Raw genomic sequence first — 15,983 nt, 5'->3', positions numbered from 1 at the left:
CCTTACATTAGATAGATGATCGGCACGATAGTTGGGTACTTTTTGACCTTTCTAAAGATATGCTTTCTAATCACTTGACGCACTTGTGACTCGAGCAGTCTGCCATCTTTCAAAAGCTCCTCTTTGACATTGCTTAAAAACTGCGTCAAAATTTCTTGCATCTCTTTGCTAAACTCCGCATCTTGTTTATTGCCTACAAGTCCGTAGCTAATGACGCGAGGTTTATTTATAAGCTTTGCGCCATGACGTGAAATTTGAGCGATTATCATGACAACACCTGCTTCAGCAAGGTTTTGTCTATCGATGACGACATCGTCTGAGATTTGTTTATTTATTTGATTGTCTATGAAGACTTTGCCGGTTTTTACCGTTTTTACACGTTTTAAGTATTTTTGACAGATCTCCATTTGATCGCCATCGCTCATTAGATAGATGTTTCTCTCGTCTACGCCGCAGCTTATAGCTGTCTCTTTGTGTTTTGCGATGTGATTGTACTCGCCATGCACCGGTAAGAAAAATTTTGGTTTTATAAGACGTAGCATCAGCTTTTGCTCTTCTTGTGCCGCGTGACCGCTGACGTGGATCTCGCTAAAGTCTTGATAAGCGACGCTTGCACCTGATTTTATTAGGAAATTTAATACAGTTGAGATACTGCTTTCATTGCCAGGGATCGCCTTTGAGCTGATGATGATCTGATCGGTTGGCTTTATTTTGATGTATTTGTGCTCGTCGGTAGCCATTCGGTAGAGTGCGCTCATAGTTTCGCCCTGACTTCCGGTTGTTACTATCAGCACTTCGTTATCTTTAAATTTGCCGACTTCGTTAGCGTCGATAAAAATTTTCTTATCAAGCTTGATGTAGCCAAGCTCCATAGCAGTGTATAAATTTCGCTCCATTGATCTACCGATGACACAGACTTTGCGGTTGTATTTTAGACCCCACTCGATTGCTTGATAGACGCGGTGGATGTTTGAACTAAATGTGCTCATAATGACGCGGCCTTTAGCTTTGGAAAATATCGCGTCAAAGGTCTTACCTACGCTGCTTTCGCTTTTAGTAAAGCCCTCTCTATAGCTATTCGTGCTATCGCTCATGAGGCACAGTACGCCGCGCTCGCCGTAGTATGCGAGTCTGCCAAGGTCTGTTGGGTAGCCGTCGATCGGCGTATGGTCGATCTTAAAGTCGCCCGTGTGGATGATGGTGCCCGCCTTTGTCGTGATGGCAAGTGCGCTAGCGTCGATGATAGAGTGGGTGATATGTATCCACTCGACCTCAAAATCCCCTATCAGATATGGCTTGCGCTTTTCGACCGAGCGGAAAAGCGAACGCTCCTGCTTTAGCCCGTGCTCTTCAAATTTGTTATTTATCATACCGAGCGGTAGCGGCGTGGCGTAAATCGGAAATTTAAACTCTTTATAAAAGTAGGGCACCGCGCCGATGTGATCCTCGTGGGCGTGCGTGATGACGACGCCTTTTATCTTGTCTTTTATCTTGCGTACGTAGTCAAAGTCGGGGATCAGGATATCCACGCCGTGCATGCTCTCGCTAGGAAAGCTCATGCCGATATCTACGATGATCGCACTCGTGTCAGTCTCAAATATCGTCATATTTCCGCCGATCTCACCCAGCCCGCCAAGAGGCGTGACTCGGATCCTGTGATCGGTCGAGTTTAGGTATTTCATCGGCTCGAGGCGCAGTTCATGGACGGCTTTGTTCGCCTCCATAGCGCTAGCTATATCTTGCTGCCACTGCTCGTTTCCGTTTAGCTTAGCTGGTAAATTTTTCTTTGGCTTTTTAGCCTTTTTTGGCTTTTCTTTTTGTTCTTGCGTTTTGGTTTTTGTTTCTTGTGGTTCTTGTTTTTGATCTTTTGGCTTATTATTTTCGCCATTTTTATTTTGATTTTTGTTATTTCTTGGCTTTTTTGGGCGAGAATTTTGGCTCTTTGGCTCGGCGTACGTTTCAGTTTCAGCTTGCTCTGCTGCAAAGAAGTTATCTATCACGCTTTTGCTTGCTAGTGAAGCTTGCTCGGTAATTTCGCTTTCTTGTTTTGGTTTGTTTTTTGGTCTAAATCTTCGTCTTTTGTTGTTTTTGCTTTGATTAGTTACAACTTTCTCTTCGTTTTTGTCGTTCATTATCTTCCTTTAATCTTTCAAATACTTTTAGATAAGAATCGACATCTAGCTCGTGTGGACGTAATTTTTGGTTCAAAGCTAGGCTTTCAAAAATTTCTTCTAACGCATTTTTGTCAAAATTTGTGGATAAATTTTTCAAAAGCGTCTTTCTTGGCGAAGCAAACGCATCTCTTAAAAATACTTTAAAAGCCTCGTATTGTTTTGCATCTTTGAAAATCCCGTCTTTGCCAAAAATCTTTTTTGTTTTTTGTAGTTTGATGACTGAAGATGTGACCTTTGGAGGTGGATTAAAAAGCTTTGCATCCACGTCAAACAAAAGCTCACATCTGCCCTGGAGTGAAGCGAGGATCGATAAAGCACTAAATTCTTTATCCTTGCTCTTTGCACTAAATTTAAGAGCAACCTCTTTTTGTATCATCACGATAAGGCCAAGGCATTTTTCGTCATCTATCGCATTTAGTATCATTTTCGTAGCAACATAATAGGGCAAATTTGCGACCAAAAAGTAGTTCTGGCTACTTAGTCCGCCCTCTTGCTGCCACTGCTCTAATGCATCTTTACAAAAAAGTTTTAATTGTCCATTTTGGATCTCATTTGCAAATTTGGCCTTTAAAATTTGAAACAGCTCACAATCTATCTCAAAACAGGTTGTCTTATAAATTTGCAAAAGTCTAAATGTCAAATCACCTAAGCCAGGCCCAATCTCAACGACGTTTGCTACGTCATTGGGTATCGCTTGGATGATCTTATCTAGTGTCGCTTTGTCTTGTAAAAAATTCTGTCCAAAGTGCTTTTTTGCCTTTATCATAGCCGCGATATTAGCCAAAAATTACTTATACAATGATTACAAGTTTAGTTTAATCATATATAAAATGGACTATAATCACTAAATAACAACAAAATAAGGCACAAATTTGAGTAAGGCAAACACCTTAAAATACTTTTTATTATCACAATATCTAGAGCCAAAAACCTTAAATGAGCCAAAAAAGACAAATACCAAATTTAAAAAATCAATAGACCTTGAGATCGCAAATTTTGATGAGAAATTTCTACAAATTTTAAGGGCATTTGACAGGTCGCTTTTAAAAAATGGTATAGAAATTTCTATTTATGGTGGCATTTTTGAGACTGACTTGCTTGCTCTTGCGATATCAAAGCTAGCAAATATTAAATTTGAAAAAGAGCAAATTTTAGATGAGCTACGATCTGAGCAAACGAGCTTTGATAAGGCGTTTTGCTATAAATTTAAGCTTGCTGGTGATTTGGCATTTTGTAAAGATGATCAAAATTTTGCTTTAAAAGATGTAAATTTAGATGATGATTTAACTCCATTTTTTACACCAAGCTCATCTGATGATCTTTTCATCTCAACAGCTCCTTGGGCAATGGCTCGCCTAGATTATCTAAAAGAGATAAGCCAAAGTGACTTTAGCAAAGAGTGTGAGCATATAAAAGACAAGCTATCTATCTATAAAGAAAAAATAGAATTTGGCAAATATATAAAGCTTATAAATGATGAGCTAAAAAGTGCACTTAAAACACCATTTTGTAATGATTTCTTAAGGCTTGAAATAAAGATCATAAATCCAAATTTTAAAGAAAATGATAGCCTTTTAAATAGCTTTTTTATAGATGATATAAATTTGCTTATAAAATTTTACGAGTCAGGCAGGACGCACGAGCTAACGGATCAGTTTTTAGACGAGGGCAGTGAGAATAAATTTGAAAGACTTGATGTAAGAGATGAGCAAAATAAAAGGCTTGTTAGAGATTTTTTTAAAGCAGAAGAGTATCCAAGATCGGCCTTTGCTAGTGACTTCGCTCTAAATTTTTCACAGCAAATTGCTGTTAATAACATCATTAAAAAATTTAAAGAAAAAAGTGGTGGAATCTATAGCGTAAATGGTGCTCCAGGCACTGGCAAAACAACGCTTTTAAAAGATGTAATGGCTGAAGTCGTTACGCTTAGAGCGATAAAGCTTGCGCAAATGAGCAGACATGATATCTTTGCTCCAGTTCGAGATAGTAGCGATAAGGTGCTTTATTTTACTCTAAATAAAGAACTTCAGGGCTATGAGATGGTTGTTAGCTCTTGTAATAACGGTGCGGTTGAAATTTTAAGTAAAGAGCTTAGCCAGCTAAAAAGTATCGGTAGTTATGCAGGTGAGATTGATTATTTTAAATTTATAGCTACAAGGCTTCTCTCGGCTGATGAAAAGACAAATTTTGGAGAAAAATCTTTTATCTCAAAACCTGCATGGGGGCTTTTTTGCATACCTCTTGGCTCAAAGCAAAATAAGTCAAATTTTGTTTTTAACGCGATTAATGGCGTAAAGATCGAAAAAACGCATAGTCAATTTGAAGACATTTCAAAAGAATTTAAAGAATTTATAGAACAAGATGGCTTTTTAATGGGGCTTGGCAAGTATTTGGCTACTGGCGAAGAAGTTGATGATTACGACGAGGCAAAGGAGAAATTTAATCAAGCCCTACACGAAGTAAATCTACTTTTTAGCGAGATTAGGATCAAAGAAGAGGAGCTAAAAAGTATAAATAGCGAGCTTATAAATATCGATAAAAAACTTGATAACTATAATTCGGCAAAGCAAATAGACGAGCTCTTAAGGCCACTAATAGATGAACTGGATTTGAGCAAAAATGAACTAGAACAAAAGGTGGCTGAAGCTAACGAGCTAACAAAGCTTATTGGTCAAAATGAAATTTTACAAGAGTATCTGAGTACGCCTCCAAAGCCATCATTTTTTATTTTCCAGCAAATTTTAAAGACGCAAGCTTTTGAAAAATATAACAATGAAGCGCAAAAAGTTAGTGAGATAAATCGCCAAATAGCTGAGCAAAATTTGAAAGCAAGCAAGCAAAATAGTGAAAATAAAGAGAAGAATGAAGTAAAATTAAACGAACTAAAAGCTCAAATAACTCAGCTTGAAGAGAAAATTTTAGAACTTAATACCAAGATAGACCATCTAAACAAGCTTAATGATGACTTTATTAGACGTCAAAAATTAATTGGTAGAAGTGAAGAACTTGATGGCTTTTTAAATAGTAGTTTTAATCAGAGTAATGAAGAAATACAAAAGAGCATGCCATTTATGATGGAGCGTGATCTTGATGGGAAATCCCACAAGACAAAGCTTTTTAACGCAAGAATCAAGCTTTTTAAAGAAGCACTTAATCTGCATAAAGCTACTATTTTTGCTTGCAAAGAGGCTGTTAGAACAAATTTGCGAGCTCTTAGCGTTATATTTAATGATGAAAAAATGGCTGAGAAAAACGGGCTTGAGGCTAAAGATAGACGTGAAATAATAAAAGGATTGTTTTTGCTAACACCAGTTGTTAGCTCTACTTTCGCATCTTTTAATAATACCTTTAAAGAGCTACTAAATGGCGATATAGGTTTGCTCTTAATAGATGAGGCAGGGCAGGCAAATTTAACTAACGCATTAGGTGCACTGCTTCGTTCAAACATGGCTGTTGTAGTTGGCGATCCGCTTCAACTTGAGCCTGTTGTAACATTGCCACCGGCTTTAAATAATGCTATTTTACGCTACTGTGATGTAAAGGATGAGTTTAATCTACTAAAATCATCAGTTCAACTTCGAGCCGATAAAGTACAAAATATTGGTACATATATAAAAGGAGAGGGTAAGTCCATTTGGGTTGGTTCGCCACTTATCGTTCATAGAAGGTGCGCCAACCCTATGTTTAAAATTTCAAACGAAACAACATATGATGATATGATGATACTTGGCAGAAGTAGTGAAAGTAAACTTAGTGATCCTAATATCAAAACAGAATGGATTGATGTTAGTAGTGATGAATGGATAGGTAATTATAATAAAGCTGAAGGTATGATCGTTAAAGAGATTTTAGATGGTAAGCTAGCCAAGCTAAAAGATAGCGTTAAAATAATAACACCTTTTAAAGATGTTTGTAAAAATTTAAAAGGAGCTGGCACTATCCATACTATGCAAGGCAAAGAAGCCAATGTTGTTATCTTTGTTCTTGGCGGTGCCACAAAAGGTGCTAGAGCATGGGCTGCTAGTACGCCAAATTTACTAAATGTAGCACTAACAAGAGCAAAAGAGGTTGTTTATATAGTTGGTAACCGAGAAAATTGGTCTAATTTGCCATATTTTGAGGTAGCAGCTAGAAAAATAGATAAAGGACAGATTTGAATCATTTTGCAAAACGCATAATCCCATGCCTTGATGTAAAAGATGGCAGAGTTGTAAAAGGTGTAAATTTTGTAGGACTTGTCGATGCTGGAGATCCTGTGGAGATAGCTAAAAGATACAACGATGAGGGTGCTGATGAGCTTTGCTTTTTGGATATCACTGCCTCTCATCTTGGGCGTGATACGATAGTTGATGTCGTTAAAAAGGTTGCAAGTAAGCTTTTTATCCCACTAACAGTTGGCGGAGGTATACGCACGATCGATGATATCTCTCGCCTTTTAAATGCTGGTTGCGATAAAGTAAGCTTAAATTCATCAGCTATACAAGAACCAAATTTGATTGATGAGGCAGCTAAGAAATTTGGCTCGCAATGTGTTGTAGTAGCGATCGATGCCAAGAAGATCGAAAATGGTTATAGCGTTTTTATAAATGGTGGCAGGATCGATACCAAAAAAGATGCCTTTTCTTGGGCAAAAGAGGTCGAGTCGCGAGGAGCAGGGGAGATATTGCTAACCTCTATGGATAACGACGGTGTCAAACAAGGCTTTAATCTTGAGCTAACAAAGATATTTAGTACGCTTTCTATACCTACTATCGCAAGTGGTGGTGCAGGTAAGATGGAGCACTTTAAAGAGGCTTTTGAAGCCGGGGCTGATGCGTGTTTGGCTGCTTCGATATTTCACTTTGGCGAAATCGAGATAAAAAAGCTAAAAGAGTATCTCAAGGCAAATGGCGTTGAGGTTAGGCTCTAATGTTAGTTATCTCTGCTGGAAAAAACGAAATTTTTGACTTTGCTTTGCCAATGGGTGTGGGCCTAGTTGATATGGCGATAAATTTGACAAAGTTTTTGCAAAAAAGATCGTGCATTGGAGCAGATGAAAAGAGTATAAAATTAAAAAATATCGATCTGCACTATCTTGCAAAGATTGAAGCTAAATTTGCAAATTCATCAAATCCAGAGCTACAAAATCTAATCCAAAATTTGTCAAAAAATCCTGAACGAAATTTGTATCAGATGCCAGAAAAAATAGTTTTTGTTGGCTCGGCAGGTCTTTATAAAGATGGTGAAATTTTACAAATTTATGAAAGCTCGGTTGGGGCAAATATTGAAATTTCTAGCGTAGAAAATAGATCTTATTCACCGATTGAGTGTGAAATTTCTTCTATCGTTTCACGTGGAACTATCAAAACAAATTCGTCAAATTTTATAACAACAGACAAAAATTTGGCTCATAAGATATTTGAAAAAGGCTATTTTTTAGAAAATATGGAGTTTTTTTCTGTTCTAAGAGTAGCTCAAATTTTTAAAATTCCAGCTTATGGAATTTTTGTAGCGACAAATTCTTGTGATAAAAATGCACATGCTGATTTTATAAAAAATCACGCAGAGGCCAAGAAAATTCTAACAAAATATATAAAGGAAAATATGTGATAAATTTGCTTGATCTTAGTATTGATGAGCTAAAAGAGTTAGTTTCTCCGCCATTTAGAGCAACACAAATCTACGAGTGGATATATAAAAAAAATGTAACCGAATTTAGTCAAATGCTAAATTTACCTAAGGATATGCGTCAAGATCTGGCTGAAAAATTTTATATCGATCCTTTAAAATGTGTAAAATTTGAGCAAAGTAGCGATAGTTCGATCAAGTATCTTTTTGAACTAAAAGATGGACTAAAGATAGAGAGTGTTTTGCTCCCGATGAAAGAGGAGATTAGTGATGAGAATGGAAAGATCAGTCGCCATGCTCGCTATACGGTTTGTGTTAGTTCGCAGGTTGGCTGTAAAATGGGATGTGCTTTTTGTCTAACAGCAAAGGGCGGGCTTGTTAGAAATTTGACTGCTGGCGAGATCGTAGGGCAAATTTTATGGATAAAAAGAGAGAATAAAATACCTTATGAAAGACGTATAAATGTCGTTTATATGGGTATGGGTGAGCCACTTGATAATCTTGCTAACGTTAGTAAAGCTATCAAAATTTTAGCTCTTAACGAGGGTCTAGCCATATCGCCACGTCGTCAAACCGTTTCAACTAGCGGACTTGGCAGCCAGATAAAAAAGCTTGGTGAGATGGATCTTGGCGTGTTATTGGCCATATCGCTTCATGCTGTTACTAACGAGCTTAGAAGTCGCCTGATGCCGATAAATAAGGCATATAATATCGAAGCTGTTATGGATGCTGTTAGAGGATTTCCTATCGATATGCGAAAGCGTGTAATGTTTGAATACCTTGTTATCAAGGATTTAAACGATAGCGTGAGTGATGCTAAAAAGTTAGTAAAATTACTTCATGGCATAAAAGCGAAGGTAAATCTTATATATTTTAACCCACATGAAGGCAGTGAATTTGGACGACCTGAGCTTACCAGCATGCTAAAATTTCAAGAATATCTAAGAGATCATGGCGTCACTTGTACGATCAGACAGAGTAAAGGGCTTGACATAAGTGCGGCTTGTGGGCAATTAAAACAACGCAATGAAAATGCAAAATTTAAAGCTATTTCCAGCGATAAAAATTTAAAAACACATTCGCTTGAAGATAATAGTAAAGCCAGTGTGAGTTAGAATGAGTGCACTTGATATAGCCGAAATAGTCTTTGTTGCTGTTGTGGTTTTACTTGGATTAGGGCTTATTTTAAAAGTTTTAAAAGATGAAAAAGATAGGAATAAATTCTAAGCCTTAACATCAAGATAAAGCCTAGCTCTCATAAAGAAATAAAATAGAACATTAATTATATAAACTACAAAATTATCATTGTGGTATCTAAAAGTGATAAACTTTGGCAAAAGTAGGTAAAGATTTATTAAAAAAAGAAAATTTTAGACTAAAGTAAACCTTCTTTTGCAAATCTATAAAACTCGCTTTCAGCGTCAAATTTACTTTTTATGTTATAAAAAATTTCATCAAATTTAAAAGAAATTTCATCCGAGTGAAGTAAGAGCCTTTTTGCTCCAGTTAAATTTATCCGTTCACGCTCGCTCATCTCTTTATCTAAAATTTTCTCGATCTGCGGACGTGGCAAACCATAAAGTGGTTCACCAAGGATCTTGTGTTTCACATGAAACAAATGCAACCGAATTTGATGCTGCCTGCCAGTGATAGGAATAGCCTGAACCAAAGTCGTATCGATATCGTCAAAATATCTGATCGGCAAAATTTTAGTAACAGCACTCTTGCCGTTTTCACAAATTTGCATCCGCATTTTCACATCGTCGTAGTTGTTTGCTAGATCCATTTTGGCATCGATCGTAAATTCTCGCTCGATCTTGCCTTGTACCATCGCGACGTAGCTTTTAGAAACCTCTCTATTTTCAAAGATTTTCTTTAGTTTAATCGTAGAATTTCTATCTTTGCCCACGACTATCACGCCACTCGTCTCAAAGTCCAGCCTATGTGCCACGCTCGCATCTCGCCCAAAAAGCGTGTAAATTTCATCATTTAGCGAGTATTCGCAGTGTCTGCCATTTGGGTGGCTAAGAACTCCACTTGGCTTGTCAAATACCGCAAAGCTCTCACACTCAAAGATCGGCTTAAGTCCCTTTGACTCCGCCTCATAGTCGATCAAAAATACTTCGCCACACAAAATGGCATTTTTCTCACTCACGACATCGCCACCACATATCAGCCTACCTTTATCTATGAGGCGTTGCGCTTCTCTCATACTAAAGCCAGTTTTCATTAAAATTTCATACGCTTTTTGTTTGTTTGCAGTGGCAATAAATTTATTTACGTAGGGCAAAGGCGATCCTTTTAAAACGAGTGAGCTATCTTAAGCACAAATTTATAAGCGTATAACCGACATTTCAGCACGGATTTTATATAATCCAAACTTAAATTTTATAAAATTATACGATGTAGTTTTTAGCTTTCAAGGCTAAAATTTACTTTTATGATAAAGAAAACTAATACAAAAAGGTTCAACAATGGTCGAAAGATACTCGCGCAAAGAGATGGCTAATAAGTGGAGCATGCAAGCAAAATACGACGCTTGGCTCAAGGTAGAAAAAGCTGCTGTTAAAGCTTGGAATAAGCTTGGCTTCATAAGCAACAGCGACTGCGAGAAAATTTGCAAAAACGCTAAATTTGAAGTGGCTCGTATCGATGAGATAGAAAAGACAACAAAGCACGACGTCATCGCGTTTTTAACAAGCGTAAGCGAGAGCCTTGGCGAGGAGAGTAGGTTCGTGCACTACGGCATGACCTCAAGCGACTGCATCGACACAGCCGTCGCACTTCAGATGAAAGAGAGCCTAGAGCTCATTATTAGCGACGTTGAGGAGTTCATGCAGGCGGTCAAAAACAGGGCAAACGAGCACAAGCACACGCTCATGGTCGGCAGAAGTCACGGCATCCACGGCGAGCCGATAACCTTTGGCCTTGTGCTTGCCATCTGGTATGACGAGATCGCAAGGGCGCTTAAGCTCATCAAAGATGCAAAAGATACGATCAGCTACGGCAAACTCTCAGGCGCTATGGGAAATTTAGCCCACGCTCCGATGGAATTTGAAGGGCTAACATGCGAGGAGCTAGGTCTAAAAGCTGCTCCAGCATCAAACCAAGTGATCCAGCGCGACCGCTACGCACATGTGGTAAGCGCCATCGCGGTTCTAGCCTCTACTTGCGAGAAGATCGCAGTTGCCGTTAGACACTACCAAAGGACTGAAGTTTACGAGGCGGAGGAGTATTTTAGCCCGGGACAAAAGGGCTCAAGCGCTATGCCACACAAACGCAACCCAGTCCTTAGTGAAAACATCACTGGTCTTTGCAGGGTGTTGCGCTCATACGTTACGCCAGCGCTAGAAAATGTCGCCCTTTGGCACGAGCGCGACATCAGCCATAGCTCAGTTGAGAGATTTATTCTGCCAGATATGTTTATCACGGCTGATTTTATGCTGGTTCGCATCAAAAATTTGATAGCAAATTTAGTCGTATATCCAGAAAATATGATGAAAAATTTAAATTTAACAGGCGGCTTAGTCTTTTCACAGCGCGTGCTTTTACAACTGCCTCAGCGTGGAATTTCTAGAGAGGACGCCTACAAGATCGTTCAGCGCAACGCTATGAAAGTATGGGCAGACTTACAAGAGGGCAAAAAAGCGATCGATGAGCAAGGTCACAGCCTATTTTTACAAAACTTGCTAAACGACGAGGACCTAACTAAAAGCCTTAGCAAAGATGAGATCAAAGAGTGCTTTGACTACAACTACTACACTAAAAATGTAGATAGAATTTTTGCCAGAGTTTTTGGCAAGTAATTTAAAAGCAAGAAGCAAATTTATGCTTCTTGCTTCAAGATGTCGCTTCAAAAATTTTTACAATCATTTTAAAATAAGATTAATTTTTTTAATTTTTAAAAATAAAATATTATTTTTCGAATTAAATTTTATATCAAAAATCACTTTTTAAACAAAGAGAGTTTTTATCTCCTTTTAGATAAAATCCCAAATTAAAATTTAATATGGAGAGATATTTTTGAAAGTTATAAAACGTAATGGCAGAACCGAAGAGCTTGATATCAGTAAGATCAAAAAATACACAAACGAAGCGGTCCTTGGACTAAGCAACGTAAGCCTTAGCGAGCTTGAAGTAGATGCGAAAATCCAGTTTAGAGATATGATAACGACTGAGGAAATTCAGCAAACTCTTATAAAAACAGCAGTTGATAAGATCGACATCGACCGCCCAAACTGGACATTTGTTGCTGCAAGGCTATTTTTATACGACCTTTATCACAAAGTATCTGGCTTTAACGGCTACAACCACCTAAAAGACTATCTCGTAAAGGGCGAAAAAGTAGGCCGTATCATCCCTGGACTAAAAGAGAAGTATGATCTTGAGGATCTAAACGCCTACATTAAGCCCGAGCGCGACCTTCAGTTTGCATACCTTGGTATCAAGACGCTTTATGATCGCTATCTTATCAAAGATAAGAGCGGCATGCCGATCGAACTGCCACAGCACATGTTTATGGCGATCGCGATGTTTCTAGCGCAAAACGAGCTAGATAGTCAAGGTTGGGCTAAGAAATTTTACGACCTCATCTCTAAATTTGAAGTGATGTTAGCCACGCCAACGCTCTCAAACGCAAGGACTACACGTCACCAGCTAAGTAGCTGTTACGTAGGCAGTACGCCTGATAATATCGAGGGCATTTTTGATAGCTACAAAGAGATGGCTCTTCTTTCAAAATTTGGCGGCGGTATCGGCTGGGACTGGAGCAAGGTGCGTGCGATGGGCGGCAGTATCGACGGACACAAAAACGCAGCTGGCGGTATCATACCATTTTTAAAAGTGACAAACGACATCGCAGTAGCGGTCGATCAGCTAGGTACTAGAAAGGGCGCGATCGCTGTTTATATCGAGCCTTGGCATATGGACGTGAGCGATTTTCTCGATCTTCGTAAAAACTCAGGCGAAGAGAGACGCCGTGCGCACGAGCTTTTCCCTGCGCTTTGGATAAACGATCTATTTATGAAGCGTGTCAAAGAAAATGGCCGCTGGAGCCTCTTTGACCCAGCTCAAGTAAGCGACCTTTGCGACCTTTACGGCGAGGAGTTTGAGAAGAGATATTTAGAGTATGAAAATGATGAAAATATCCAGAAAAACACCATCCTTGCAAAAGAGCTTTGGAAGAAAATTTTAACTAGCTATTTTGAAACTGGCATGCCATTTTTATGCTTCAAAGATAACGCCAACAAAGCAAATCCAAACGACCATGAGGGCATCATCAGAAGCTCAAATTTATGTACTGAAATTTTCCAAAACACAGCGCCAAACTACTATAAGATCAAGATCACTTATGAAGATGGCGGTGAGGAGCTATTTGACGAAGAAGAAGATGTTACCGTAGATAGCGGCATAACTAAAAAAGCCAAAAAGCTTAGCGCGCTTGATAGCCTAAAAGGCAAGCAAATTTTCATCGTAGAAAAAGAGAGCATCGAGGGCAAAACGGCAGTTTGCAACCTTGCAAGTATAAATTTAAGCAAGATAAACAGCAAAGAGGACATCGAGCGTGTCGTGCCGATAGCTATCAGGATGCTTGATAACGTTATAGATCTAAATTTCTACCCACACAAAAAGGTAAAACACACAAACCTTGCCTCTCGCTCGATCGGCCTTGGCGTCATGGGCGAAGCGCAAATGCTAGCTGAGAAAAACGTAAAATGGGGCAGCTATGAGCACTTGGCGCTGATAGACAGCATAATGGAAAACATAAGCTACAACGCGATCTATGCTAGCTCAAATTTAGCCGTAGAAAAGGGTATCTATCCAAAATTTGAAGGCTCAAAATGGAGCAAAGGCATCATGCCGATAGACACCGCAAACGAGAACGCAAAGGCTCTTTTAAACGACAAAGGCGGGCTATTTGACGAAAATGTCTGCGACTGGGACAAGCTAAGAGAGAAGGTTAAGCGTGACGGTATGAGAAATGGCTACCTAATGGCGATCGCTCCAACTAGCTCGATCTCGATCCTAGTTGGCACCACTCAGACCATCGAGCCAGTCTATAAGCGAAAGTGGTTTGAGCACAACCTAAGCGGTATGATCCCAAATGTCGTGCCAAATTTAAGCCCTGATACTTGGCAGTTTTACACGCCAGCTTACGAGCTTGATCAAAGAATTCTTATAAAAGCAGGCGCGATTCGCCAAAAGTGGATCGACCAAGGTCAAAGCTTAAATATCTTCATGAGCTTAGACAAAGCAAGTGGCGGATATCTAAGTGAAATTTACACGCTTGCATGGGAGCTTGGACTAAAATCAACCTACTATCTACGCTCAGAGTCGCCTGACAGCGAAAAACTAAACGATGTAGCTGACCGCTCGATCGAATGTGAGGGGTGTCAGTAAAATAAAAATCAATTTTTAAAAAAGGAGATGTAAAGTGGCTAGGGAAATAGATGCAAATGTAAAAAGTGTTTTGGAACTTTTGCAAGGAAATATAAAATTTATTATTCCAACATATCAAAGGCCATATATGTGGGATACAAAAAACCAATGCGAACAACTTTGGAGTGATTTAATTGACTTTATAGAAACATATAGAGACAAAAATAATGGAGAAGTAAATTTCGGATTTGATGAATATTTTTTGGGCTCAATAGTAGTTTTTCAAAATGAAAACAGAGAATTAGAAGTCATAGATGGACAACAGCGGCTGACAACATTAACACTTTTATATAGGGCTTTGTATGAAAAGACCAAGGATGTATCAAAGGGCTGGGCTAGAAATTTTGGTAAATGCATTTGGGCATTTGATGAGTGTAGCGAGGTATTCGATTTTTCAAAAAGAAAATTAAAAAGTGAAGTATCAACGCAGGTTGATAATGAGATTTTAGATAAAATTTTAGACCAAGAGTATTTTGATGATAAAAAATCAAAAAGTAAATATGCGGAAAATTTTCGTTTCTTTTTGGAAAAAATTGATAGCATGCCACATGTTTTATTTGATCCTTTTTGCAGAATGTTAATAGATGACAAAGGTCGTTTAAAAATTTTATTTATAAAATGTGATGAGCAAGAAAATGCATTAAGGATTTTTAATACCTTAAATAATAGAGGTCTGCCATTAAGCGATGCTGACATATTTAAAGGCATAATCTACGGCTATCAAAAAGATAAAGATTGTAAAAATAGATTTGCTAAACAGTGGCGTGAACTAGAAGAAAAATTAAAAGAAAACAATCTTAGTATCGATACTATTTTTATATATTATTCTCATGCAATTAGAGCTAGAAATAAGGATAAAAGCAAAGAGATTGCTTTTAGAAAATTTTATAATAAAGATCGCTTAAAGGATGAAAAGCTATTCTTAGAAATTCAAGAGTTGGCAGATTTTTGGTGCGGAGATTTTGATGATAAAATTAGTCTGCGTGCTTCACAATTTTTTGATGTAATTGATATTTTTCCTAACCAATATCCAAAATCATTGATTTCAGCATTTTATTTTTATTGTAAAGACAAAAATTTGGACTTTTTTGATGACAAAAATTTATTGCCATTTTTATCAAAAACGATAGCCAATTTATTTACAATTTATATAAATAATTCTACTGTAAATGCAATAAAAGACCCAATTTTTAATGCCTATGTAAGTCTTTACGAAAATGAGAATTTAGACTTTAAAATTAAAACCCAAGATATTTTGAATGATAAAGATAGGTTTAGAGAAGATTTTTTTAGAACTTCGAGTTTGATCAATGCCCTAATACTTTTAAATCTTTATCTACAATATGAAATGCAAGAAATTATCTATGGTGAAGTTGAGCATATATTGCCTAGAAACTGGCAGGATACATGCTATCAAAGTTTAAATAAGGATGAAGCTATTAGATATATTGAAAGTATTGGCAATAAAATGTGGCTAGAGAAACAATTAAATATAAAGGCAAGTAATCACTATTTTAAATCCAAAAAAGAAAAGTATAAAACCTCAAAATTTTTAGAGGCGGAACAATTATCTAAATTACCTCAAAATGAATGGGGCAAAGATGATATTATAGATAGAGAAAATAAAATTTTTGACAGAATTTATAATTTTTTAAAAAGTAATGTCTAATAGCTACATTAAATAGCAAATAAAAATTTTTATCGAAAGAAACCAATAGGCAAGTATTTAATTGTTAATTTTATATTTGCCTACTACTTCTAAAT

10 protein-coding genes are annotated in these 15,983 nt (G+C 37.6%); 7 read left to right on the top strand and 3 right to left on the bottom strand.

The window, feature by feature from the left end:
• Positions 1 to 2: 2 nt before the first annotated feature.
• Positions 3 to 2,132 (bottom strand): ribonuclease J, encoded by a 2,130-nt coding sequence (locus F3G66_RS07810; RefSeq protein ID WP_188115849.1) that lies wholly within the window; start codon positions 2,130 to 2,132, stop codon positions 3 to 5.
• Positions 2,098 to 2,940, bottom strand: a complete 843-nt coding sequence (gene rsmA / locus F3G66_RS07805; protein ID WP_149707784.1) for a 16S rRNA (adenine(1518)-N(6)/adenine(1519)-N(6))-dimethyltransferase RsmA — start codon at positions 2,938 to 2,940, stop codon at positions 2,098 to 2,100. The genes F3G66_RS07810 and rsmA overlap by 35 nt, the downstream gene beginning before the upstream one ends.
• 106 nt (positions 2,941 to 3,046) lie before the next feature.
• Here rsmA and F3G66_RS07800 point away from each other — a divergent pair, with 106 nt between their 5' ends.
• Genes F3G66_RS07800 through rlmN form a run of 4 tightly spaced genes read left to right on the top strand, consistent with a single transcriptional unit; the run spans position 3,047 to position 8,896 of the window.
• Positions 3,047 to 6,331 (top strand): DEAD/DEAH box helicase, encoded by a 3,285-nt coding sequence (locus tag F3G66_RS07800; RefSeq protein WP_149707721.1) that lies wholly within the window; start codon positions 3,047 to 3,049, stop codon positions 6,329 to 6,331.
• A complete protein-coding gene (gene hisF / locus F3G66_RS07795) occupies positions 6,328 to 7,083 on the top strand; it encodes an imidazole glycerol phosphate synthase subunit HisF (RefSeq protein ID WP_103649234.1) in 756 nt (251 codons plus the stop codon). The genes F3G66_RS07800 and hisF overlap by 4 nt, the downstream gene beginning before the upstream one ends.
• A complete protein-coding gene (locus F3G66_RS07790) occupies positions 7,083 to 7,763 on the top strand; it encodes a purine-nucleoside phosphorylase (RefSeq protein WP_149707720.1) in 681 nt (226 codons plus the stop codon). The genes hisF and F3G66_RS07790 overlap by 1 nt, the downstream gene beginning before the upstream one ends.
• On the top strand, positions 7,760 to 8,896 hold the full coding sequence (rlmN, locus tag F3G66_RS07785; RefSeq protein WP_149707719.1) for a 23S rRNA (adenine(2503)-C(2))-methyltransferase RlmN: 1,137 nt from the start codon (positions 7,760 to 7,762) through the stop codon (positions 8,894 to 8,896). The genes F3G66_RS07790 and rlmN overlap by 4 nt, the downstream gene beginning before the upstream one ends.
• A gap of 260 nt (positions 8,897 to 9,156) precedes the next feature.
• Here rlmN and F3G66_RS07780 read toward each other — a convergent pair whose 3' ends face one another.
• A complete protein-coding gene (locus F3G66_RS07780) occupies positions 9,157 to 10,071 on the bottom strand; it encodes a pseudouridine synthase family protein (protein ID WP_149707718.1) in 915 nt (304 codons plus the stop codon).
• Positions 10,072 to 10,255: 184 nt separating this feature from the next.
• Here F3G66_RS07780 and purB point away from each other — a divergent pair, with 184 nt between their 5' ends.
• From purB to F3G66_RS07765, 3 genes are all read left to right on the top strand, one after another.
• The gene (purB, locus tag F3G66_RS07775; RefSeq protein ID WP_149707717.1) at positions 10,256 to 11,587 is read left to right on the top strand and encodes an adenylosuccinate lyase; all 1,332 of its coding nucleotides are present in this window, start codon (positions 10,256 to 10,258) and stop codon (positions 11,585 to 11,587) included.
• 217 nt (positions 11,588 to 11,804) lie between these two features.
• Positions 11,805 to 14,180 carry a ribonucleoside-diphosphate reductase subunit alpha gene (locus F3G66_RS07770; protein WP_149707716.1) on the top strand — a complete coding sequence of 792 codons (2,376 nt, stop codon included), beginning with the start codon at positions 11,805 to 11,807 and terminating at the stop codon, positions 14,178 to 14,180.
• Positions 14,181 to 14,214: 34 nt separating this feature from the next.
• Positions 14,215 to 15,888, top strand: coding sequence for a DUF262 domain-containing protein (locus F3G66_RS07765; RefSeq protein WP_149707715.1), 1,674 nt, complete (start codon positions 14,215 to 14,217; stop codon positions 15,886 to 15,888).
• Positions 15,889 to 15,983: the final 95 nt, after the last annotated feature.

Source organism: Campylobacter concisus (assembly GCF_902460665.1).
GTDB lineage: Bacteria > Campylobacterota > Campylobacteria > Campylobacterales > Campylobacteraceae > Campylobacter_A > Campylobacter_A concisus_AL.
This window is presented reverse-complemented; position numbering and strand designations above follow the sequence as displayed.

Excerpts from the sequence above, each read along its gene's own strand:
- F3G66_RS07810 (WP_188115849.1), bottom strand. The coding sequence starts at position 2,132 with ATGAACGACAAAAACGAAGAGAAAGTTGTAACTAATCAAAGCAAAAAC.
- rsmA (WP_149707784.1), bottom strand. The coding sequence starts at position 2,940 with ATGATAAAGGCAAAAAAGCACTTTGGACAGAATTTTTTACAAGACAAA.
- F3G66_RS07790 (WP_149707720.1), top strand. The coding sequence starts at position 7,083 with ATGTTAGTTATCTCTGCTGGAAAAAACGAAATTTTTGACTTTGCTTTG.
- purB (WP_149707717.1), top strand. The coding sequence starts at position 10,256 with ATGGTCGAAAGATACTCGCGCAAAGAGATGGCTAATAAGTGGAGCATG.